The sequence below is a fragment of the Parathalassolituus penaei genome (assembly GCF_026626885.1).
Taxonomy (GTDB): domain Bacteria; phylum Pseudomonadota; class Gammaproteobacteria; order Pseudomonadales; family Oceanobacteraceae; genus Oceanobacter; species Oceanobacter penaei.
This window is the reverse complement of sequence record NZ_JAPNOA010000039.1, coordinates 186,638-208,498: the sequence shown is the minus strand read 5'-3', so window position 1 is coordinate 208,498 and position 21,861 is coordinate 186,638. Positions and strand designations below refer to the sequence as shown.

Genomic DNA, 21,861 nt, shown 5'->3' with positions numbered 1-21,861 from the left:
GTCATTCCGTGAACAGACAAGCAAGGCACGAGACCCGCGACCTGTCCGCTGTGCGGCTGGTCAAGCCAACCCTGCTGGCCACTGCTATCGCCACCCTGCTGGGTAGCGCCGCAGCCCAGGCATTCCAGGTCGAAACCGGTAGTGATGACGTCAAGGTGCTGTGGGATACCACCGCCAAGTACTCCACCATGTACCGTCTGCAGGATCAGAGCGCCCAACTGATCGCCGACACCCAGGGTAACTGGCCAAACACCGACGACGGTAACCGCAACTTCGACAAGGGGTTTGTTTCCAACCGCGTCGACGTTCTGACCGAAATGGATATCGTCTACAAGCGTAACTACGGTCTGCGTCTGAGCGGCGCGGCCTGGTACGACACCGCCTACAACCACAAGAACGACAACGATTCAGCCAGCACGGCCAACCCGATGAGCGTTGACCACAACGAATTCACCGATGGCACCAAAGAGCTGCACGGCCAGAATGCCGAGATGCTGGACTACTTCCTGTTCGGTCGCACCAAGCTGGGTGATGCCACCGCTACCGGCCGTCTGGGTTCCCACACCCTGGTATGGGGTGAGTCGCTGTTCTTCGGTGGCAACGGTATTGCCAACGGTCAGGCGCCCATCGACGTGGCCAAGGCCATGGCGGTGCCATCCGTACAGTTCAAGGAACTGATGATTCCGGTGAACCAGATGTCAGGCCAGATCCAGCTGACTCCGGACGTTGCCATTGGTGCCTACTACCAGCTGGAATGGAAAAAGACCCGCCTGCCAGGCTCCGGTTCCTACTTCTCCAGCGTCGACTTCCTGAGTGACGGTGCCGAGCAGATGCTGCTGGCCGCCGATGGCAGCGCTTACTTCAAACGTGCCGCTGACGTCGAAGCCAAGGATTCCGGTCAGGGCGGTCTGCAAGTGCGTTTCCGTGGCGAAGACTCTGACTACGGTTTGTACGCCATCCGTTACCACGAAAAAGCGCCGAACATTAACGTGCGTCCAAACGGTGCCCCTTACGCCGACGACGAAGGCCGTATGCGTATCGGTGAATACCGCTGGCTGTACCACGAAGGTGTAACCGCCTTCGGTGCGTCGGCAACCCGTACCTTCGACAACTTCAACTTTGCCGGTGAAGTGTCGGTTCGTCATAACACCCCGCTGAACAGCGATGCCGCCACCGACCTGTCGGTCGCAACCGGTGGTGCAATTGCCGCGGGTGGCAACACCTCCAGCACCGCGCTGTACGCGATTGGTAACACCGCTCACGCGCAGATCAACTGGCTGGCCAGTATTGGCCCGAACATGCTGTCCAAGGAAGCCGACTTCCTCGGTGAGATCGCCTACAACCACGTGATGGAAGTGACCTCCGACCGTGGTGGTGTGCTGAACCCGAACGCCGACCGCGACGCCTGGAACATGCGTCTGATCTATGCCCCGAAATACCGTCAGGTAATGCCAGGCCTGGATATCAGCCTGCCAACCGTGCTGGGTTACGGCCTGCATGGCAACTCCATGGCAGTGGGTTCCTTTATGGGTGAACACGTGGGTGACCTCAGCTTCGGCGTGGAAGGCACCTACCTGGATACCTGGCGCTTCGGCCTCAACTACACCAACTTCTTCGGCCCGGTGGACAACACCATCGACGAGAACGGCCACGGCTCTTACGCCCAGGCCATGTCCGACCGCGACAACATCTCGTTCAACGTTCGCCGTACCTTCTAAGACCGGGAGATTTGCATGAAACCTGTTAACAAGACTTTCAAAGTGGCGCTGCTGAGCGCCCTGTTGGCCGCAGCGGGTGTTGCCTCTGCCGCGGTTTCTGAAAAAGAAGCGGCACGTCTGGGTTCCGACCTGACCCCGTTTGGTGCTGAAAAAGCCGGTAACGCCGATGGCTCTATTCCAGCCTGGACCGGTGGTTACACCAAGGTTGATGCCAGCTTCAGCAACGGTGGCAAACGTTCTGACCCGTTCGCCAGTGAAAAACCGCTGTACGTGATCAACGCGTCCAACATGGACAAGTATGCCGACCAGCTGTCCGACGGCCTCAAGGCCATGATGAAGAAGTACCCGGACACCTTCACCATTCCGGTATACCCGACTCACCGTACCGCTGCGGCGCCACAATGGGTGTATGACAACACCAAGGTCAACGCCACTCATGCCAACCTGAAAGACAGCCGTGTATCCGGTGCGTTTGGTGGTATTCCGTTCCCGGTGCCACAGAACGGTGAAGAAATCGTCTGGAACCACCTGCTGCGCTGGCGTGCCCCGGCACACCACGTCGATGTTCGTGGTGTGCAGACCACTTCGGCTGGCCAGCACGTTCCAACTGTATATGCCTCTGGTGACTTCCAGATGCCGTACTACTTCAAGGACAGCAACAACGCCGAGTTCGAAAAAGACAACAAAGGTGTTTACTGGACCATCCGTCTGCTCAACTACGGCCCACCAATCCGTGCCGGTGAAGCCATTGTTGGTCGTGAAAACATCAAGGCTGGCGCTGGCCAGACCTGGGTGTACTTCACCGGTCAGCGTCGTGTGCGCAAGCTGCCAAACGCCTGCTGTGATACCCCGACGCCAGCGTCTGCCGGTATCTCCATGTTCGACCAGACCGACGTGTTCAACGGCCAGACCGACCGTTTCGACTGGAAGATTGTTGGCAAGCAGGAAATGGTGATTCCGTACAACGCCAACCGCCTGTTCCAGCGTCCTTCCGAGAAAATCCTGCTGGATCACCACGTGAATCCGGAAGACATGCGTTACGAAAAACACCGCGTGTGGGTAGTGGAAGCCACGGTTAAACAAGGCCAGCGTCACCTGTCACCAAAACGTCGTTACTACTTCGACGAAGACACCTGGGCTGCTGTACTGGCTGACCACTGGGATGCCAACGGCCAGCTGTGGCAGATGGGCTTCCAGAACCCGATCGTGATGCCAGACATCCCGGCCACCGTGTCACCCATGAACTTCGGTTTCTATGACCTGATTTCCGGTGCCTGGTACCTGGACGGCGTGCTGAACGACTCCGAAGAGCAATACAAGGTTATGCCGAAGTACGACGACTTCACGTTCACTCCGGAAGCAATGGCCGGTGAAGGTATCCGCTGATCGTTGGATCAAGGGATTTCTTTACATATGAAACATTACGCCGGGTCGTAAGGCCCGGTAATCTTCCAGCCCTGATTCGGGAGTCAATAATATGAATAAAAATGCGACCCCAATCGCCCGGCCATTTCATGCCTGGCTGCTGCTGCTCTGCGGCTGCATGTCGGTATTGGCTGCTGTGGTGATTGCGCCTGTTCTGCCACAAATGCAGGAACACTTCTCTGCCACTGACAACGTGGAATTTCTGGTGCCAATGGCACTGACCGCTCCGGGGCTGGTGATTGCCCTGCTGTCGATGGTGGTGGGTGTGCTGGCCGACCGTACTGGCCGCAAGAACCTGCTGGTGGTGGGTCTGGCCATGTACGCCGTGTTTGGTGTTGCACCGGTATTCATTGACTCCCTGCCAACCATTATCGGTACCCGTATTGGTGTGGGTCTGGCGGAAGCCATCATCATGACGGCCTCGGTCGCCCTGATTGGTGACTACTACTCCGGTGTTCAGCGTGAGCGTTACCTGGCGCTGAATACCACCCTGTCTTCCATGTCAGCCGTGATTTTTATTGCCGTCGGCGGTGCCCTCGGTGAGTTCGGCTGGCGTACCCCGTTTATGGTGTATTCCATCAGCCTGATTCTGGCCGTACTGGCGCTGCTGGTGCTGTGGGAACCTCGCAGCCACAAGGAAGAACACCTGCTCGACAAGCTGACCGCCGAAGAAGAAGCCATGTGGAACCCATGGAAAATCGCCGGTATCTGCGCCGTAACCCTGGTGGGTGGTGTGCTGTTTATGGCGGTTCAGGTGCACATCGGTTACCTGCTGCACAGCGTTAACGTTACCGCTCCAAGCTCCATCGGCCTGCTGGCATCACTGGCACAAGTTGCCGTTGTGGTGGGCTCCCTGTGTTTCCGTCTGTTCCTGAACAAGGCCTGGTATGTCACCCCGGTGCGTCTGTCACTGGCGTTTGGCCTGATCGGCACCGGTTTTATGCTGGTGGGCAGTGCCCACGGTGAAGTCACCATTATGGTGGCAGGCACCCTGGTAACCGGCCTTGGTGGCGGCATGCTGCTGCCATCCATGATGGTGTGGAACATGAGCAACCTGCCACCACACCGTCGTGCCCTCGGCACCGGCGCCTGGATGGCCGCCTTCTTCCTGGGCCAGTTCTTCACCCCGATTGTGGTGGTAGGCCTGCAGGAAGTACTGGGCAGCCACGCCGCCGCCATCGGTTTTATCGGCCAGTTTGTATTGCCAGCTGCCATCCTGGTGGCCATTGGCCAGCGTCTGCAGCGCAACAAGACCCTGTCGGTTGCCTGATTCGCTTGCCTGAGAACGGTTGCCTGATAGCTGCCTGATATTCGCTTGCCGGAGAGCGGTTTGAGAACGGCTGTGAACCGTCTGACAAGCGTCAGAGAACAGCCAGATCCTGATTTGAGTGTGAACGATTAGAAGAAGAGTCCGGGATAAAGCCCGGTAACCGAACGCCAGCAGGCATTACCCGAGAATCCTGCCCGCTGGCGCGACAATTGAGGAAAACCAAATGAGCAGTAACAGCTACGATATCGTTGCTATGGGTGCAGGCCACAATGGCCTGGTCGCCGCTGCCTATCTGGCCAAAGCCGGTAAGAAAGTGCTGGTTCTGGAGCGTAAAGCCTATCCGGGTGGTGGTGTATCCACCCAACAGATCAACACCCCAGGTTACTGGCATGACGAGCACTCCAGTGTGCACATCATGATCCAGGGTAACCCGATGCTGCGTCAGGACGAACTGGGCCTGATGAGCCAGCACGGACTGGAATACCACTACTCACCGGTGCCTCATGCCACCATCTTCCCGGACCAGTCGGTGCTGTTCACCTACAAGGATCTGGACAAGACCTGCGAATGCTTCGCCAAAATTTCGCCAAAAGACGCCGAAACCTACCGCAGCTTCGTAAAAATGAGCCAGGACTTCCTGAAAGTCTTTATGCCTGGCCTGTACTCGCCACCACCACCACTGGGTGAAATGATGGCGATGCTGGACCGTACCGAAGAAGGCCGCATCATGCTCGACTACATGAGCCGTGACTGCCTCGACCTGGTTAACCAGCTGTACGAAAGCGACAAGATCAAGATTCACCTGCTGCGTCTGGTGAGTGAAAACCTGCAAGCCCCGAACGAACTGGGCACCGGTATGGGCGTGCTGCTGATGCCTGGCATCATCCACACCTACGGCGTATCCCAGCCGATTGGTGGCTCCGGCAAACTGACCGAAGCGCTGGTGCGTTGCATCGAGTTCCACGGCGGTGAAGTCCGCTGCAACTCCGAAGTCAGCCGCATCATCGTCAACAACGGCGAAGCCAAAGGTGTTGAGCTGTCGGACGGCGAGCAGATCATGGCCAAAGACGCCGTGATCGGTGCAATCCACCCGCACGTGATCCGCAAGTTCGTTGCTGGCGTCAACGAGCCAGTGCTGAAACGTGCCGAACGTACCACCCTGGCACCGTTCTCCATCATGGTTTCTCACTACGACCTCAAAGAGAACTGCCAGTACTACGCTGGTGAAGAAGTCGGTTACGCCACCATGCTGGAATTCATGGCCACCGACAAACTCGATGAAATGTGCGCCGACTTTGACGACCTCAAACGCGGCCAGATCACCAAACGCCGTCTGTGCGCCGGTGGTGACGAGTCGATTGGCGACAAGACCCGCGTACCAAAAGGCGCTGGTATGTTCCACGGCATCACCTTCGCCCCGTATCAGGTAAAAGACGAGCGTTGGGCTGGCAAACACTGGGACGAATTCAAGGAAGAGATCGGCGACCTGTCGCTGGAGCACTACCGCAAGTTCGTCAAGAACCTCACCAGCGACAACATCATCATGCGCACCATCTGCTCACCGGTGGATCTGGAGCGCAGCTCACCGAACTCCATGGTGCGTGGTGACCTGCACGGTGTTGCACCGTACATGTACCAGAGCGCTGGCCACCGTCCGACCCCGGACCTCGGACAGTTCACCATTCCGGGCATCAAGAACCTGTTCCTCGCCGGTCCGTTCCAGCATCCGGGCGGCGGTGTTTACGGCGCTGGCCGTGCCACCGCACAGAAGATGTTTGAAGAACTGGGCATGGACTTCGGCTCCGTCGCCAAAGGCGCTCGCAACGACATGGGTGATCCATCCGCCGCTGCTGCCGTGAAACGCTCGTCCGGTATGGTACTGCGCGGCCCGGCCGACGAAGAACTGATGGCCGTCGACTCCATCGCCCGTGAAGGCAGCGAACTGATCATCAAGGGCAAGAGCTTCGGCACCATGCCGATGGAAGCCCGTCTGGATGCCGACGCCGCCCGCGCTGGCCTCAAGATGATGAAGTTCAGCGACATGGCATTCCTCGCCACCCTGCCGTTCCGTAAGAGCAAGTAAAAAGGTCTGGAGTCGGGCGTCTGGTGTCTGGAGTCTGGTGTCGGGAGTTTCTCTGGCACCCGATCCGAACGCGGCCCGGCCCGACTCCCGACGCCCGGCCCGACACCCGACCCACAAGGACAATAAAATGAACAAAACCAAACGCCTGGAAGGCAAGGTCGCCATCGTCACCGGCAGCGGTTCCGGCATTGGCCGTGGCTGCGCTCTGATGTTTGCCGCTGAAGGTGCGCTGGTGGTCGGTGCTGACATCAACCCGACCACGGCTGCTGAAACCGATGCGCTGGCAGCAGAGCAGGGCACCCCGATGCACTCGGTTGCCCCCTGTGACCTCACCGTACCGGAAGACGTCCAGAAGCTCATCGACACCTGTATTGAACGCCACGGCCGCCTCGATATTCTGGTCAACGCCGGAGCCTTTGGCGCTTTCGCCTGGATTCAGGACATGGATTATTACTCCGGCTGGAAACGCACCCTCGACGGCGAATTGAGCGTGGTATTCCTCGCCTGCCAGACCGCCTGGCCCCACCTGAAAGCCAGCGGCAGCGGCGCGATTATCAACTTCGCCTCCGCTAACGCCCACAACGCCTTCAAACCACTGCCCGCCCTGGCCCATTGCGCCGGTAAAGGCGGCGTACTGGCCATGACCCGTCAGCTGGCGATGGAAGGCCGCGAGTTCAACATCCGCGCCAACACCATTTCCCCGGCCCTGATCGAAACCACCGCCACCCGCGAACCGCTGGAAAACATCCCCGGTTTCCGCGAGGAAGTGCTGGCCAAAACCATGATCAGACGCCTCGGCCAGCCGCAAGACATCGGTTACGCCGCGATTTACCTGGCTTCCGACGAAGCCTCCTGGGTTACCGGCGCCGACCTGCCGGTCGACGGCGGCTCCACCGCCTGGTAAGCCTTGTTCGTTCCGCTGCATCACTCTCGGAGATAGCTCATCTCCGGCTCTGTTCGCCCCCGCAAGGGGGCTTTTTTGTGGGTGGTTTGGATCGTCGGGTTGATTAAAAGATGATCTTATTTTTACGTTACCCCCCATTTTCGTTTAGCGATACCAGTGCTGCCGCATATGCATCTTTCCGACTAAAAGTCGCCTTGTGTGCGTGACTCTACTCATTCTTAAGTACCAGATATATGCAGAATGCAGTCGGATCATGGCGGAAAAGTGATGATTGTATCTTCAGATCGATTGCACGTTTTATTGATTGCTGTTAGCGTAACTCCATGATGTTCATTGCTTTTGTACTTGTGGCGCTGTGTGTAAGGCGCATATTTAAACGGCAATATGAGCATTATTCGTCATATGCGCTTGTTTTTTCAGGGAAGAAAGTACGGTGAAAATGGAGATTTTCAATCAATGTAAATACCTGTCTTCCTCTCTGAATAAATCGTGCCGTTAGAAGATGCAGCAATGCATTTGAAAAAATTTTATCCCAGTTTTAAATAAAAGGAATGAGTGTGAATAAAATTGCTATTTTATTGTTTGGCGCTATTTCGTTGCTAGGTTGTGGTGAAAGTAATGAGTCAGATAATTCCTCGATTAAAAACTCTGCAGTGTCTTTGAATACGGCCTTGCCACGTGTTGTAACTGGCACTGTCGACATTATTGATTCGGGTGTTGGCGATTCCGATTATGCGGATTGGGCAATAGGAACAATTACTGTTGGTGATGAAGATATTTCAATCACATTTGATGCGTCCGTACTTGAACAAGCTGGTATAGATTTGGATTTCAACTTCAGTGATCCTGCAACGATTGAATTGGGTGAGCCTGAGGGACAGGATGGTGATTTAACTTACCCGGTTAAAAAGATCATGTAAGGCTTGGTGCGAAAATGTTCAGTTGCGCAATTCTGCGGTCTATTAAAAGGTGGATAGTGGCGCTCTTTACCACATTTCTATTTTTCGCAGATTTGCCGGCTAACAAAACGTTCGGCCTCTCCGGTGATCTTGTCCAGCTTTAACAGACAACTGCCAACCCCCGATAACGACTTCACCATCCGCTCTAGTGTTTAACCAACTAACCGGCCCAACCAGTCCCAGCTGCTTCTCCACTTCATTGTTGCCTGCCTAATCCCACTGTCCCTCTGCTGCACAGCATTGTTGGTAATTCCTGCCCTAAACCCCGTTCACTGCTGCTCATAAATTCCGCAGCTTGCTGCAAATACCATCCCTGAGAAGACGATTGTCTGCCGTGCCTGAACGGCCTGTTGTGGTCGGCTGGATAACGGTCGTTATTGGTATGCGGGTGGTAGAAATCGTTATGGCCCGTTTTGTCGCATTTGCGGGCATATGGCCGGATCATGCGGGTTCCAGACCAGGCAGCCTGACGGCTGGCTTCCGTGCTTTTCATGGCTTTGTGGCCGTGTGGCGGGCGGGGGCTGTTATCTGATTCAAGTTCGTTCACCCGCGCCGGGTGATGTGAGTTTCCTTTCTGTTTGTCGTCCGTCAGTGGTGAGTGGTCTTTATGGTCAGCCTGTGCGGCTGGTCCCTTTCTGGGTGTCTGAACCGGAGCCTGTTTATGAATAATTCCGATCCCTCGTTGGGCGCGCGGCCGCTTGCGGCACCGGTGCGTGTGATTCTGTGGCTGTTGGCCATTGTGTTTGTGCTGGCAGGTTTGGGCCTGCTGGGTGGTGGTGTGATGCTGGCGGCCCGTGGTTGTCGGCTAGTGGTGCCCGTCAGTCGCCGGACCGTGGTGACTATGTGATTGCCTGGCGTCTGCGTTCACACGCCGGTTAACGTTTTATCGCTCCTGGCCTCTGTGCAGAGGCCAACCTGCCGGGCCTTCCGGCAGGTGTTTTTTGTTTCTGATTACAGGTCTGGCCGGTGAATTACAGCGGCCAACGTTGTTCTGTACCCGCATTCGCTGTATAGAATCACTCCCTCTGTTGCCGATGTGAATTCGCTGCTGTCATGACTGCTCCTCATCCTGATATTCCGCTCAAACTTGATCTGGATCGTTATCTGCCAGCGCTGATCACTTTTCTGGCCAACAAGTTATCCAGCGGTGCATCCAACTGTTACCGCAACCATTTTGGTGTCGGCATTGTGGAATGGCGCATGTTGGCGCTGCTGGCGGTGGAAGATGGCATTACCGCCAACCGCGTGTGTCAGGTGATTGGCCTCGACAAGGCCGCGGTCAGCCGGGCCGTCAAACAGCTGGAATCGCAGCAACTCATTACCGCCATTCCCGATCCCGCCGACTGCCGCCGTACCCATTTGCGCCTGACGGCTGCTGGTTGTGATATGCATAACCGCATTATCAAGGTGGCGCTGGCGCGGGAATCGCAATTGCTGGCGGATCTGTCGGATGACGAGGTGGATCAGCTGGTGAGCTTGCTGTTGCGTATTAGCGCGAGAGTGGAAGACGCCAATCGGTGCTTGCCGGAAGCTGAGTGATTATCTGGCGTCTGGCCTCTATTGTGTCGGGCATCTGGCGTCTGGCCGGGCCGCGATCGGATCTGGCGTCTGGCCGGGCCTGATCTCTATCTCGTTCCCACGCTCCTGCGTGGGAATGCCGCGTTTTTTACTTTGTCCGACGTCCGACGCCCGACACCCTGATCCTTTCTCTTTTCTGAATACCCTGTGCCCAAAATGAATGCCTTTAGAGTTGACATATCAACTATGTTTTGATGATAGTGTTGATATGTCAACTCTAATAATAAAAACACTCCGACACCGGGTTGGTTCAGCAACGGATCAGTACCGGGGAGAAGCAGAGGTACTCATGCAGCATCTGGTGATTATTCGTAAACATAACGTCGCTCGCGACATTGTTGAGCTGGAGATGGGTCGTGAAGACGGCCAGCCACTGGCCGGTTTTGAGGCCGGTGCCCATATCGATCTGCATTTGCCATCCGGCACGGTGCGTCAGTATTCCCTTACCAATCCGGGTGCCGAACCGTTGCTGTATCGGGTTGCGGTTCTGAAAGACCCGAATTCCCGTGGCGGTTCGCGTGAGGTGCACGAGGTGCTGCAGGAAGGGCAGTGTCTGCCGGTGAGTGCGCCGCGCAATCTGTTCCCGCTACATGAAGGCCCACAGCACAGCCTGTTGCTGGCCGGTGGTATTGGTATCACGCCGATTCTGGCGATGGCGCGTCAGCTTCTGCAGCAGGGGCGGTCGTTCAGCCTGCATTACGCCTGTCGAAGTCGTGATCGCGCGGCGTTTCTGGAGGAGTTGCAGCAGGGTGATCTGGCCCCGTTTTGTCATGTCTGGATCGACGACGAAGGTCAGCGTCTGGAGCTGGACAGCGTGCTGGTGGATAGCCCGGTCGACAGCCATCTGTATGTGTGTGGCCCCAGCGGTTTTATTGAGGCCGTGTTAGGTGCCGCCCGTGCTCAGGTGTGGGCTGAAGATCGTCTGCATCGTGAATTTTTTGCTGCGCCGGTGGTGGAAACGGCGGGCGACACACCCTTCGAATTGCAGCTCAACAGCGGCCAATTGATCCAGGTAGCCGCCGACCAGACCGCGCTGGAAGCGCTGCTCGCTGCCGGTGTGAATGTGCCGTCATCGTGTGAGCAGGGCATTTGTGGTGCCTGCCTCACCAACGTGGTGGATGGTCAGCCGGATCATCGTGACCAGTATCTGACCTCGGCCGAACAGGCCAGCAACCGTCTGTTTACCCCCTGTTGTTCCCGTTCCTTCAGTGCCCGGCTGGTGATTGATCTGTAATCGCCGCAGGCCTCCTGCGTTTGCTTGAACCGAACCTGACTTGCTCGACACGACAATAACAAAGGAGCTTTTCCATGAGTGTGTCATTACACATCCCCGGTGTGTCGGTGGACTTTACCCCCAGCCACACCCGCAACCCGCAAGCCTTTCCACTTAACCTCTGGTACGTGGCGGCGCTCAGCAAGGAAGTGAACAGCGAACGTCCGCTGGCGCGGCGTTTTCTGAATGAGCCAGTGGTGCTGTTCCGTACCGCTGATGGTGCGGTGGCAGCGGTGGAAGACCGTTGCTGTCACCGTCATTTGCCGCTGTCGAATGGCACGCTGGAAGCCGACGGTATCCGTTGTGGTTATCACGGCATGCTCTACAACCGTGAAGGCCAGTGCACCGAGATTCCGGGGCAGGACAAGGTCCCGGCCAAGGCGCGGGTACATGCCTATGTGGTGCAGGAAGTGGATTCACTGGTGTGGATCTGGTTCGGCTCCGAGCGCGACAGCCAGCCGGATTGCCCGCCGCCGTCGTATCCGGTGCACAGCTCACCCGAGTACGTCTGGGATGGTGATGTGTTCCATTACCAGGCGCCGTTCCAGCTTATTCACGACAACCTGCTCGACCTCAGTCACCTCGGTTATGTGCACCTGCAAACCATCGGTGGCAACGCCAGAATCCACATGAATGCCGAGCAGAAAGTAGAAGCCAACGGCAACGAAGTACTGGTGAAACGCTACATGCGTGATTCGGTGCCACCACCGACCTACACCGCCGTCTGGCCGTTTGCGGGCAAGGTCGATCGTTGGCAGGAAATCCTGTTTACCCCCAACCATCTGCGTATCTGGACCGGGGCAGTGGACGTTAACACCGATGATCTCGATGACCCGCAACGCGGCGGTTTCCACATGCGCGGTTATCACGCCATCACCCCGGAAACCGAAACCAGCAGTCATTACCTCTGGACCATGGCCACCAATCCGCAAGACAACCGCGAGGAGGTGCTGGCCGCGGTGATCCAGCAAACCGCCTTTACCTTCCAGGAAGACAAGGTGGTGATCGAAGCCCAATACAACAACATGAAGCAGTTTGCCGGTGAGCCGATGGTGGATATCCACGTCGACGTTGGCCCTAATCGAGCGCGCCGCATCATGGAGCAACTGAAGCAATAACCAGCTCCACAAACACGAAAATCTTATTAGCAGTAGCAAGTCCCGGTGGTGATGGGGTTACAGCCAACACCGCCGGTTGTTCGTCCGGTACCAGCCATTTAATAAAAACAAAAAGGTCACACCATGAAAAACAATCGTACGCTGCGCACGTTGGGTATCAGTCTGGTCACATTACTGGCAAGCCAGTTCAGCCAGGCCGCCGATGCCGAATTCAATCTGAAATTACATCACCTGCTGCCGCCGATGTCGGAGGTTCATACCGATATCCTGCAGCCGTGGGCCGACAATATCATGAAGGAGTCGGGGGGCCGGATTCATATCGACCTCTATCCGGCCATGCAGCTCGGCGGCAAACCAGCCCAGCTGTTTGATCAGGCTCGCACAGGCGTTGCCGACATCACTTGGACGGTGGCCGGTTATACGCCGGGCCGTTTCCCGAAAGCCGATGTGTTTGAGCTGCCGTTTATGGCCGCCAGCGCCGAAGCCACCAGTCAGGCTATCCAGACTTACGCCGACAAGGAAATGAAAGGGGACTTCGACGAGGTCAAATTGCTCGCCATTCACACCAACGGCACCGGGGTTTTCCATTCTCGTGATCACGCCATCCGTTCGCTGGATGACCTCAAGGGCCTGAAAGTACGGGCTCCCAACAAATCGATTGCCGAAGCACTGGATCTGATGGGCGCCAGCCCGACCTTTATTCCGGCACCACAGCTGCCGTCGGCGCTGTCAAAAGGGGTCATTGATGTGGCGGCGCTGTCGTACGACGTGGTGAAACCGCTGAAGGTGCATGAGCTGGTGAAATCCCACACCCGTTTTGGCGGCGACCGTGGTCTGTATGCCCAGGTGTTCCTGTTCACCATGAACAAACAGACGTACGAAAAACTGCCGGATGACCTGAAAGCGGTGATCGACCGTAACTCCGGTTTGCCACTGGCGGCCTGGATGGGGCGTGAACTCGACAAGATGGAACAGACCGGTATGGATATCGTGAAGACCACCTCCAACGAAACCATAGTGTTGGGCAACGACGAAACCCAGCGTTGTCAGGAGCTGGTGAAACCTGTCGTGGCCAACTGGATCAGCGATATGAACGCCCAGAACCTCGATGGCCAGCATCTGTATCAGGAAGCCAATGAGCTGATAAACCAGTTCAGCGGTAGTAAAACCGCCGCGGTGGAGTAAGGCTGGCGACGTCTGGCGTCTGGCGTCTGGCGTCTGGCGTCTGGCGTCTGGCGTCTGGCCGGGCCGCGATCGGATCTGACGGCTACTCGGCTTGTTAATTGGCCTGGCCGATTGCCCTCTTGGGGGACCTTGTCCCCCGGCCGGGCGGGCCTCCCCCTGCTTTTGCCCGCTGGGCTCGTGAATCCGGTATTCCCCGACAACGGCTGATCGACCCCGACCCGATGGCACATCCCTGTGCCAACGGGTCTGGCGGGGCATCCATGCCCCGGCCGGGTCGGCCGTTGCGGTGAATCCCGGCTCGCCCAGATGGGCATTGAGCAGCCAGCTGCGCTGGGGGAAAGCGGTGTGCTGGTGGATGCTGTTCGTCCGACGTCCGACGGCTACTCGGCTTGTTAATTGGCCAGGCTGCTTGCCCTCCTGGGGGACCTTGTCCCCCGGCCGGGTCGGCCGTTGCGGTGAATCCCGGCTCGCCCAGATGTGCATTAGGCGGCCACCTTCGGTGGGTTAAATCAGTGTAAATGCATGCTCTGTTGTAGGGTGGGCATTTATGCCCACAAGATCGGACTCTACGCCCGACGGCTACTTGGCTTGTTAACTTGTTACGTTGCTTGCCCTCTTGGGGGGCCTTGTCCCCGGCCGGGTCGGCCGTTGCGGTGAATCCCGGCTCGCCCAGATGGGCAATCAATGGTGGCCAGCTGCGCTGGGTGAAATCGGTATGCTGGTGGATGCTGTTCGTCCGATCCGATCGCGGCCCGACCTGCCCTTTAACTATTGGTCATATCAATCAATAAGATCAGAACTATGGGTTTCCATCATGACAAGGCTGCATCGTAAGGTACGGCTGTGGGCCTGACCCGCGTTATCCATGTTGGAGAAAATAATGAAAAAAATAACAAAAACGCTCTGCCTGTTGGGCATGGGCTGCCTGCCTTTACTGCCAGTATCACCCGTTATGGCTGACGAAGCCGCTACCCCACATTGCCAGATCATCAACCGCGCCGCGTTTGATCATTACATCGCTCTGTTTAATGGCAAAAACCCCAAAGCATTCGAAGCCTGTTACGCGGATGACATCCGTATGCAAAATGGTCATCTGGTGCTGAATGGGATTCCCGCAGTCAAGGAGCATTACCGCAAGATCTGGTCGGTGATGAAAGAAGAGCTGAACGTGGTGAACTACACTTCCGACGGCGATAACCTGGCGATTGAATTAAAAGCACATTTTACGGCTGAGAAAGATGCGGAGGATTCTCCGTTTGGCAAAGTCAAACAGGGTGAAAACTTCGATTACCACGGGGTGATCATGTACAAGATCAACGCCGACGGTAAGTTCTACGACATCAAGGTTGCCTACCTCGACTTTACCCGTACGACGGATGGCGTGACCAAATCACTGGGCATGGCGCACTGAGTGGTCAGCTGCGCTGGTTAAAACCGGCGCAGTCTTGTTCCCAGACTTCTGGTGGGCATGCCTGGCCGTGATCGGTTCATGGCTTTCCAAAACTGATCGGCATTGGATTGTAGGGTCGGTATTGATGTCCACAATGATTGCCTCAGACGCCGACTTCAGACCCCCAACAAAAACGGCGGAGGTGTTGCCACCATCCGCCGTTTTGTTTTGCCGTTGGAGTTTCCCCCGTGGCGAGTATCAGCTGATGAACGTCAGCCAGCCGTGACGATCTTCTGCCTGACCCCACTGAATGGCGTTCAGCTCTTCACGCAGGGATTTCACCAGAGGACCCGCTTCGCCGGTGCCTACGGTGTATTCCTTGCCGTCGCTGATCAGGGTGCCAACGTGTGCCAGTACCGCGGCGGTACCTGACAGGGCAGCTTCACAGTTCGGGTTGGCCTGTACACGTTCCAGCAGTTCGGTAACGGTCAGGTTGCGCTCGGTCACCTTGATGCCGCGGTCACGAGCCAGGGTCAGGATGGAGCTGCGGGTTACACCGTGCAGGAAGCTGGAATCCAGCGCCTTGGTGATCAGTTCGTTGCCGTCGAACAGCAGGAAGTTGGCAGCGCCGGTTTCCTGTACGTCGCCGCCCGGTGCGAACAGCACCTGGTCAGCCTTGTAGTTTTTCTTGGCAGCCATGGTCGGGAACATCGCAGAAGCGTAGTTACCACCAGACTTAACCATACCCATGTGCGCGGAGCAGCGGGTCTGGTCCTGTTCAACCAGCAGACGCAGTGGCTTCAGACCGCCTGCGAAGTAGTCACCTACTGGAGACAATAGAACGTATAGCAGGGATTCCAGAGATGGAGCTGCTGCCTTGCCGATGCACGGTTCAGTACCGATGTGAGTCGGACGGATGTACAGGGACTCTGGAGGAGTCGGGATCTTGTCGGCGTAACGAGCCACTGCAGTGGTGATCATTTCAGCCAGTTGGGCAGGCTCGAATTCTGGCAGGCTCAGCAGTGCAGAGCTTTGGGCCAGACGGGCAATGTTCTGATCCATTCGGAAAATGGCGACTCGACCATCCGGGTGACGGAATGCTTTCAGACCTTCGAAGCAGGTGCTGGCGTAGTGCAGCACGTGCGCGCCTGGGTGCAGGGTCAGCTTGTCAGAAGGTACAAACTCAGCGTCACTCCAGCTTTCGCCATCGAAACGCGCCAGAATCATTTCCGGGAAAAATACAGAACCAAATTGCGACATCGAATACCTTGAAACCCAATCAGTGGCTTATATAAACGGCTAGACGCACATTATCGCCGCCGCGGCGTCGGAGTACAGCATTTCGCGCACATCCGCATCAACAAAACGTCGAAACGCATTGATGCAGCCCCAAACACGATGAACGGCAACGGTTGGAGTGTTTAATGCATCAACAATTATTGAGTGACCCTGACGTCTGGTGTTTGGCTCAAGGCTGCTTGCCCTCTTGGGGGACCTTGTCCCCCGGTTCCCCCTGCTTTTGCCCGACTGGGCTCGTTTTTCCGGTTTTCACCGACAACAGCTGTTCGACCCCGGCCAGATGGGCATTTGGCAGCCACCTTCGGTGGGTGAAATCGATGTGAGTGGATGCTGTGCACCCGACACCCGACACCCGACACCCGATGCCCGACGCTTCGTCCCCGCATGCACCCTTTTGAGCCATGAATTCAACTCATTGATTTCAATGGTTTTTACCTGTTCAAAATTTGACTGGTGACGTTTTGAACGTCGTTTTCAGACAAATCTATCTGTCATAACCGGGGGTGGTTTTGGCGGGTTTGAAGGGGGCTTTGCTGCATTTGAGAGCGTGCGCCCTATATGCGTGCGTTTTGATTCATAAGGCTTTTTTGCCGTTTTCAGATTGTCCCGCTTTGTCAGATTTGAGCCGCATTTGGCGACAAGGACATGCCTGTTTCCGCCAAAGTTGTTCAGTTCCGACTCGTCGCGTTGACGGTGTTTTTGGTCGTCTGCATTTTAATCAAACAGTCATTTAACCAAATGGCCATTTAACTAAAACGTCAGGTGAACAGATGCCAAAACTCGGGGTTGCAGAAATACGCAAACCGCAGCTGATCGAGGCCACCATGGAGGCCATCAATGCGGTCGGGCTGCAAAAAGCCAACGTGGTGATGATCAGCGGTTACGCGGGCGTATCACCGGCCATCATCAACCATCACTTCGGCGGTAAGGACAATCTGCTCGAAGCGACCATGCGCAGTGTGCTGAAGCAGCTGTCCGACAGCATCCGTCGCCAGCTGGCCGATGTGCCGCGTGAGGATGTGATGGGACGCCTGAACGCCATTGTGCGTGGCAACTTTGATGACACCCAGGTGGATTCCAGGGTGGTGAAGACCTGGTTGGCGTTCTGGACCCAGTCCATGCACAACGATGCTCTGTTCCGTCTGCAGCGTGTCAACGAAAAGCGTCTGTTGTCGTACCTGACCTACGAACTCTGCCGGGTGCTGCCGCGTGAGCGTGCTCGTTTTGTGGCCCAGACCGTGGCGGCTCTGATCGACGGTATCTGGCTGCGCGGTGCCCTGACTCCGGAGGGCATCAATGTCCGTCTGGCCCAGCAATTGATCAACGATTACATCCGTCAGCAACTCCCTGCCGAGCTGGTTGGTATTTACGACCAGCGTGTAGCAGCGGCCGAGCGCGAACAGGAATAAACCATGCAAACTCTGTCTCTGTACATTCACGGCGGTTACCGCAACGCCACTTCCGGCGAGGAATTCGCCACCATCAACCCGGCGACCGGCGAGACGCTGGCCATGGTTCAGCAAGCGTCGCTGGACGATGTGGATGCCGCGGTGGCGTCGGCTCAGGAAGGTTTCAAGGTGTGGTCGGCAATGTCGGCGATGGAACGCAGCCGCATCCTGCGCAAGGCCGTTGAGATTCTGCGTGAACGTAACGACGAGCTGGCGCTGCTGGAAGTGCTGGATACCGGCAAGCCACTGCAGGAAGCCAATTGTGTCGACATCGTTACCGGTGCTGACGTGATCGAGTACTACGCCGGTCTGGTGCCTGCGCTGCAGGGTGAACAACAGAGTCTGGGGCTGACCACCTTCTTTTATACCCGTCGTGAACCGCTGGGTGTGGTGGCCGGTATCGGTGCCTGGAACTACCCGATCCAGATCGCTATGTGGAAATCCGCGCCAGCGCTGGCCGCGGGTAACGCCATGGTGTTCAAGCCTTCTGAAGTGACGCCGATGACCGCGCTGAAACTGGCGGAAATCTACAGCGAAGCCGGTGTACCAGCCGGTGTGTTTAACGTGGTGCAGGGTGATTACCGCGTTGGTCAGGCCCTGACCCGTCATGCCGGGATTGCCAAGGTGTCGTTCACCGGTGAATCCGGTACTGGTCGCAAGGTGATGGCCGACAGCGCCAGTACGCTCAAGTCTGTGACCATGGAACTGGGCGGCAAGTCTCCTCTGATCGTGTTTGAAGATGCCGACCTCGAACGTGCAGTGTCCGGCGCCATGATGGCCAACTTCTATACCCAGGGCGAAGTCTGCACCAACGGTACTCGCGTGTTTGTCCACGAAAGCCTGTACGAGACCTTCCTGGCTCGTCTGGCGGAACGCACCGCAAAGATGGTGATTGGTGATCCGACCAACCTCGATACCCAGGTGGGTGCGCTGGTATCGGAAGAACACATGAAGAAAGTCCTGAGTTACATCGAGCTTGGCCGCGAAGCCGGTGCCCGTCTGCTGTGTGGTGGCAAACGGGTAACCCGTGATGGCCTCGACAAGGGCTTCTTTGTAGAGCCAACCGTGTTTGCCGATTGCACTGACGACATGCCAAACGTGACCGATGAAATCTTCGGGCCGGTGATGTCGGTTCTGAAGTTCAGCTCCGAAGAGGAAGTGATCCGTCGCGCCAACGATACCGAATACGGTCTGGCCGGTGGGGTGTTCACCCGCGATTTCGCCCGTGCTCACCGTGTAATTGCCAGCCTGCAAGCCGGTATTTGCTGGATCAACAGCTGGGGTGCGTCGCCAGCGGAGATGCCAGTGGGTGGTTACAAGCTGTCGGGCATTGGCCGTGAAAACGGTATCGAGACCCTGCATCACTACACCCAGACCAAGAGTGTTTACGTAGAGCTGGGCGACCTGGCCTGCCCATACGCCTGATAACGGATTTTTGGAGTGACCGCCATGAGCAGTGTTTCCACGTTTGACTACATCATTGTTGGCGCCGGTTCCGCCGGTTGTGTACTGGCCAATCGCCTGACCGCCAGCGGTGAATATTCGGTGCTGCTGCTGGAAGCGGGCGGCTCTGATCGCAGCATTTTTATCCAGATGCCAACCGCGCTGTCGTACCCGATGAACAACGACAAGTACGCCTGGCAGTTTGAAACCACCAATGAACCGGGCATCAACAACCGGGTGATGCATTGCCCGCGTGGCAAGGTGCTGGGTGGCGGTTCTTCTATTAACGGTATGGTGTACGTCCGTGGTCACGCTCGTGACTTCGACGAATGGGCGGCGTCTGGCGCTGAAGGCTGGGATTACCAGCATGTGCTGCCGTACTTCAAACGTGCCGAAAGCTGGTACAAGGGTGCCGATCAATACCGTGGTGGTGAAGGCCCACTGGCGACCTGCAACGGTAACGAAATGGCGCTTAACCCGCTGTATGAAGCCTTTATCAAGGCTGGTGAAGACGCCGGTTATCCACGCACCGAAGACTACAACGGTTATCAGCAGGAAGGCTTCGGCACCATGCACATGACCGTTGATGGTGGTGTGCGGGCTTCTACCGCCAACGCCTATCTGCGTGATGCCTTGAAACGCCCGAATCTGACCCTGATCAGCGGAGTGGTGGTGCACAAGGTGCTGCTGGAAGGCAAACGGGCGGTGGGTGTTCAATACGAAAAAGGCGGCAAGCTGGTACAGGCCGCGGCCGAGCGCGAAGTGGTGCTGAGCGCCGGTTCCATCGGTTCACCGATGCTGCTGCAACTGTCCGGTATTGGTCCGAAACAGGTTCTGAAAGACGCTGGTGTTGAGGTCAAACACGATCTGCCGGGTGTCGGTGAAAACCTGCAAGACCACCTGGAAGTGTACTTCCAGTACCACTGCAAACAGCCGATTACTCTCAACGGCAAACTCGACCTGATCAGCAAGGGCCTGATTGGTACTCGCTGGGTGATGTTCAAGGATGGTCTGGGTGCCACCAACCACTTTGAATCCTGTGCGTTTATCCGCTCTCGTGAAGGCATCGAGTGGCCAAACATCCAGTACCACTTCCTGCCGGCAGCCATGCGTTACGACGGTGGCAAGGCGATTGCTGGTCATGGATTCCAGGTGCATGTGGGTCCGAACAAGTCCAAAAGCCGTGGTTTTATCCGCATCAAGGACGCCAATCCGCATACCAAACCGGAAATCTTCTTTAACTACATCGGTAGTGAACAGGACAAGCAGGACTGGCGTGATGTGATCCGCCTGACCCGTGAAATCCTGGCGCAGCCAGCGATGGATGCCTACCGCGGTGATGAAATCCAGCCGGGTATGAACATCCAGTCCGACGAGGAAATTGATACCTGGGTACGCGCCAACGTTGAAAGCGCCTATCACCCGTCCTGCTCCTGCAAGATGGGCGCTGACAACGACCCGCTGGCCGTACTCGACAGCCAGTGCCGGGTGCGCGGCGTCAACGCCCTGCGGGTCGTGGACTCGTCGATTTTCCCGACCATTACCAACGGCAACCTCAACGCCCCATCCATCATGGTGGCAGAACGGGCAGCCGACATGATTCTTGGCAAGCCTCTGCTGGAAGCCGCCGGTGTGCCGGTGTGGATTGATCCGCAGTGGCAGAAACGTCAGCGTCAGGGCACTGCCAAACGACCGCTGAAGCGAAACTGACCCCCTCCACGCTGAGTCGTCCAGGGGCGTCAGACGCCCGGGTCGGTTCAGCGTGACTGTAGTGTGAACCCTTTAAACCCGATTTGAGGACTCAGCATGACACGTGTTAACCAACGAACCACTTCGCTGCTCACCGGTCTGGTTATGGCCACTGTGCTTCATTCCGGTGCAGCTGTTGCTGCCCAGTGCGATACTGTGCGCTTTTCTGATGTGGGCTGGACCGACATCACCGCTACCACTGCGGTTACTTCCGTGGTTCTGAAAGGCATGGGCTACACCCCGGTGACCCAGATGCTGTCGGTGCCAGTGACCTACAAGTCGATGGCCAACAAGGATATCGACGTGTTCCTGGGGAACTGGATGCCAACCATGCAGGCTGACATCGATCCGTACCTGAAAGATGGCTCCGTCGAAAGCCTGAAGGCCAACCTCACCGGTGCCAAATACACCCTGGCGGTGCCGAAATACGTGTACGACGCGGGGGTCAAGTCGTTCGCGGATATCGTCAAAAACGCCGACAAGTTTGAAAACAAGATCTACGGCATTGAGCCGGGTAACGATGGTAACCGTCTGATCCAGAGCATGATTGATCAGGATGCTTTCGGCCTGAAGGGATTCCAGATGGTGGAGTCCAGTGAGGCCGGCATGCTCTCCCAGGTATCGCGCGCGGTGAAACGTGACAAGTGGATCGTGTTCCTTGGCTGGGCTCCACACCCGATGAACGCCAACTTCGAAATGGCCTACCTCGACGGTGGTGATGACTTCTTCGGCCCGAACTACGGTGGTGCTGATGTGTATACCAACGTCCGCAAGGGTTACACCACGGAATGCGGCAACGTCGGCAAGCTGCTGACCAACCTCGACTTTTCCCTGCAAATGGAAAACGAGGTGATGGGCAAGATTCTCGATGGTGGCAAACAACCGGAAGCGGCAGCGGCTGAATGGTTAAAAGCCAATCCACAGGTACTCGACAGCTGGCTCAGTGGCGTAACCACCCTGAAGGGTGAAGCAGCCCTGCCTGCCGTACGTAACTATCTGAAACTCTGATTAATTTCATT

General features: G+C 56.8%; 17 protein-coding genes. 16 read left to right on the top strand and 1 reads right to left on the bottom strand.

Annotated elements, in window-relative coordinates; translation table 11 throughout:
* Positions 1–8 precede the first annotated feature (8 nt).
* The 12 genes from OUO13_RS13890 (at position 9) to OUO13_RS13835 (ending at position 14,924) form a co-directional block, all read left to right on the top strand.
* Positions 9–1,718, top strand: coding sequence for a DUF1302 domain-containing protein (locus OUO13_RS13890; protein WP_283174498.1), 1,710 nt, complete (start codon positions 9–11; stop codon positions 1,716–1,718).
* Between the two features lie 15 nt (positions 1,719–1,733).
* A complete protein-coding gene (locus OUO13_RS13885; RefSeq protein WP_283174497.1) occupies positions 1,734–3,104 on the top strand; it encodes a DUF1329 domain-containing protein in 1,371 nt (456 codons plus the stop codon).
* 91 nt (positions 3,105–3,195) lie between these two features.
* Complete coding sequence (locus OUO13_RS13880; protein WP_283174496.1) at positions 3,196–4,413, top strand: MFS transporter; 1,218 nt, start codon at positions 3,196–3,198, stop codon at positions 4,411–4,413.
* Between the two features lie 223 nt (positions 4,414–4,636).
* Positions 4,637–6,496: a phytoene desaturase family protein gene (locus tag OUO13_RS13875; RefSeq protein WP_283174495.1), complete on the top strand. Its 1,860-nt coding sequence runs from the start codon at positions 4,637–4,639 to the stop codon at positions 6,494–6,496.
* 127 nt (positions 6,497–6,623) lie between these two features.
* On the top strand, positions 6,624–7,400 hold the full coding sequence (locus tag OUO13_RS13870; protein WP_283174494.1) for an SDR family NAD(P)-dependent oxidoreductase: 777 nt from the start codon (positions 6,624–6,626) through the stop codon (positions 7,398–7,400).
* A gap of 557 nt (positions 7,401–7,957) precedes the next feature.
* Entirely contained in the window at positions 7,958–8,320 is a 363-nt protein-coding gene (locus tag OUO13_RS13865; RefSeq protein ID WP_283174493.1) for a hypothetical protein, read from the top strand.
* Positions 8,321–9,020: 700 nt separating this feature from the next.
* Positions 9,021–9,206: a hypothetical protein gene (locus OUO13_RS13860; protein WP_283174492.1), complete on the top strand. Its 186-nt coding sequence runs from the start codon at positions 9,021–9,023 to the stop codon at positions 9,204–9,206.
* A 206-nt stretch (positions 9,207–9,412) separates the two neighbouring features.
* Entirely contained in the window at positions 9,413–9,898 is a 486-nt protein-coding gene (locus tag OUO13_RS13855) for a MarR family winged helix-turn-helix transcriptional regulator (RefSeq protein ID WP_283174491.1), read from the top strand.
* A 328-nt stretch (positions 9,899–10,226) separates the two neighbouring features.
* A complete protein-coding gene (locus tag OUO13_RS13850; protein WP_283174490.1) occupies positions 10,227–11,171 on the top strand; it encodes a PDR/VanB family oxidoreductase in 945 nt (314 codons plus the stop codon).
* A 74-nt stretch (positions 11,172–11,245) separates the two neighbouring features.
* Complete coding sequence (locus OUO13_RS13845) at positions 11,246–12,328, top strand: aromatic ring-hydroxylating oxygenase subunit alpha (RefSeq protein WP_283174489.1); 1,083 nt, start codon at positions 11,246–11,248, stop codon at positions 12,326–12,328.
* Positions 12,329–12,451: 123 nt separating this feature from the next.
* Entirely contained in the window at positions 12,452–13,513 is a 1,062-nt protein-coding gene (locus OUO13_RS13840; protein WP_283174488.1) for a TRAP transporter substrate-binding protein, read from the top strand.
* Positions 13,514–14,393: 880 nt separating this feature from the next.
* Positions 14,394–14,924, top strand: a complete 531-nt coding sequence (locus tag OUO13_RS13835; protein WP_283174487.1) for a nuclear transport factor 2 family protein — start codon at positions 14,394–14,396, stop codon at positions 14,922–14,924.
* A 237-nt stretch (positions 14,925–15,161) separates the two neighbouring features.
* Here OUO13_RS13835 and OUO13_RS13830 read toward each other — a convergent pair whose 3' ends face one another.
* On the bottom strand, positions 15,162–16,163 hold the full coding sequence (locus OUO13_RS13830; RefSeq protein ID WP_283174486.1) for a branched-chain amino acid aminotransferase: 1,002 nt from the start codon (positions 16,161–16,163) through the stop codon (positions 15,162–15,164).
* A gap of 809 nt (positions 16,164–16,972) precedes the next feature.
* On the opposite strand from OUO13_RS13830, the gene betI reads away from it, so the two are divergent.
* The 4 genes from betI (at position 16,973) to OUO13_RS13810 (ending at position 21,850) form a co-directional block, all read left to right on the top strand.
* Complete coding sequence (gene betI / locus OUO13_RS13825) at positions 16,973–17,611, top strand: transcriptional regulator BetI (RefSeq protein ID WP_283174485.1); 639 nt, start codon at positions 16,973–16,975, stop codon at positions 17,609–17,611.
* A 3-nt stretch (positions 17,612–17,614) separates the two neighbouring features.
* Entirely contained in the window at positions 17,615–19,075 is a 1,461-nt protein-coding gene (gene betB / locus OUO13_RS13820) for a betaine-aldehyde dehydrogenase (protein ID WP_283174484.1), read from the top strand.
* Between the two features lie 24 nt (positions 19,076–19,099).
* Positions 19,100–20,803, top strand: coding sequence for a choline dehydrogenase (gene betA / locus OUO13_RS13815; RefSeq protein ID WP_283174483.1), 1,704 nt, complete (start codon positions 19,100–19,102; stop codon positions 20,801–20,803).
* Between the two features lie 96 nt (positions 20,804–20,899).
* Positions 20,900–21,850, top strand: coding sequence for a choline ABC transporter substrate-binding protein (locus OUO13_RS13810; protein ID WP_283174482.1), 951 nt, complete (start codon positions 20,900–20,902; stop codon positions 21,848–21,850).
* Positions 21,851–21,861 lie beyond the last annotated feature (11 nt).

What these genes read in the sequence shown, in the direction of transcription:
- OUO13_RS13885 (WP_283174497.1), top strand. Translation starts at nt 1,734, where the DNA reads ATGAAACCTGTTAACAAGACTTTCAAAGTGGCGCTGCTGAGCGCCCTG.
- OUO13_RS13880 (WP_283174496.1), top strand. Translation starts at nt 3,196, where the DNA reads ATGAATAAAAATGCGACCCCAATCGCCCGGCCATTTCATGCCTGGCTG.
- OUO13_RS13875 (WP_283174495.1), top strand. Translation starts at nt 4,637, where the DNA reads ATGAGCAGTAACAGCTACGATATCGTTGCTATGGGTGCAGGCCACAAT.
- OUO13_RS13870 (WP_283174494.1), top strand. Translation starts at nt 6,624, where the DNA reads ATGAACAAAACCAAACGCCTGGAAGGCAAGGTCGCCATCGTCACCGGC.
- OUO13_RS13860 (WP_283174492.1), top strand. Translation starts at nt 9,021, where the DNA reads ATGAATAATTCCGATCCCTCGTTGGGCGCGCGGCCGCTTGCGGCACCG.
- OUO13_RS13855 (WP_283174491.1), top strand. Translation starts at nt 9,413, where the DNA reads ATGACTGCTCCTCATCCTGATATTCCGCTCAAACTTGATCTGGATCGT.
- OUO13_RS13850 (WP_283174490.1), top strand. Translation starts at nt 10,227, where the DNA reads ATGCAGCATCTGGTGATTATTCGTAAACATAACGTCGCTCGCGACATT.
- OUO13_RS13845 (WP_283174489.1), top strand. Translation starts at nt 11,246, where the DNA reads ATGAGTGTGTCATTACACATCCCCGGTGTGTCGGTGGACTTTACCCCC.
- OUO13_RS13840 (WP_283174488.1), top strand. Translation starts at nt 12,452, where the DNA reads ATGAAAAACAATCGTACGCTGCGCACGTTGGGTATCAGTCTGGTCACA.
- OUO13_RS13835 (WP_283174487.1), top strand. Translation starts at nt 14,394, where the DNA reads ATGAAAAAAATAACAAAAACGCTCTGCCTGTTGGGCATGGGCTGCCTG.
- OUO13_RS13830 (WP_283174486.1), bottom strand. Translation starts at nt 16,163, where the DNA reads ATGTCGCAATTTGGTTCTGTATTTTTCCCGGAAATGATTCTGGCGCGT.
- betI (WP_283174485.1), top strand. Translation starts at nt 16,973, where the DNA reads ATGCCAAAACTCGGGGTTGCAGAAATACGCAAACCGCAGCTGATCGAG.
- betB (WP_283174484.1), top strand. Translation starts at nt 17,615, where the DNA reads ATGCAAACTCTGTCTCTGTACATTCACGGCGGTTACCGCAACGCCACT.
- betA (WP_283174483.1), top strand. Translation starts at nt 19,100, where the DNA reads ATGAGCAGTGTTTCCACGTTTGACTACATCATTGTTGGCGCCGGTTCC.
- OUO13_RS13810 (WP_283174482.1), top strand. Translation starts at nt 20,900, where the DNA reads ATGACACGTGTTAACCAACGAACCACTTCGCTGCTCACCGGTCTGGTT.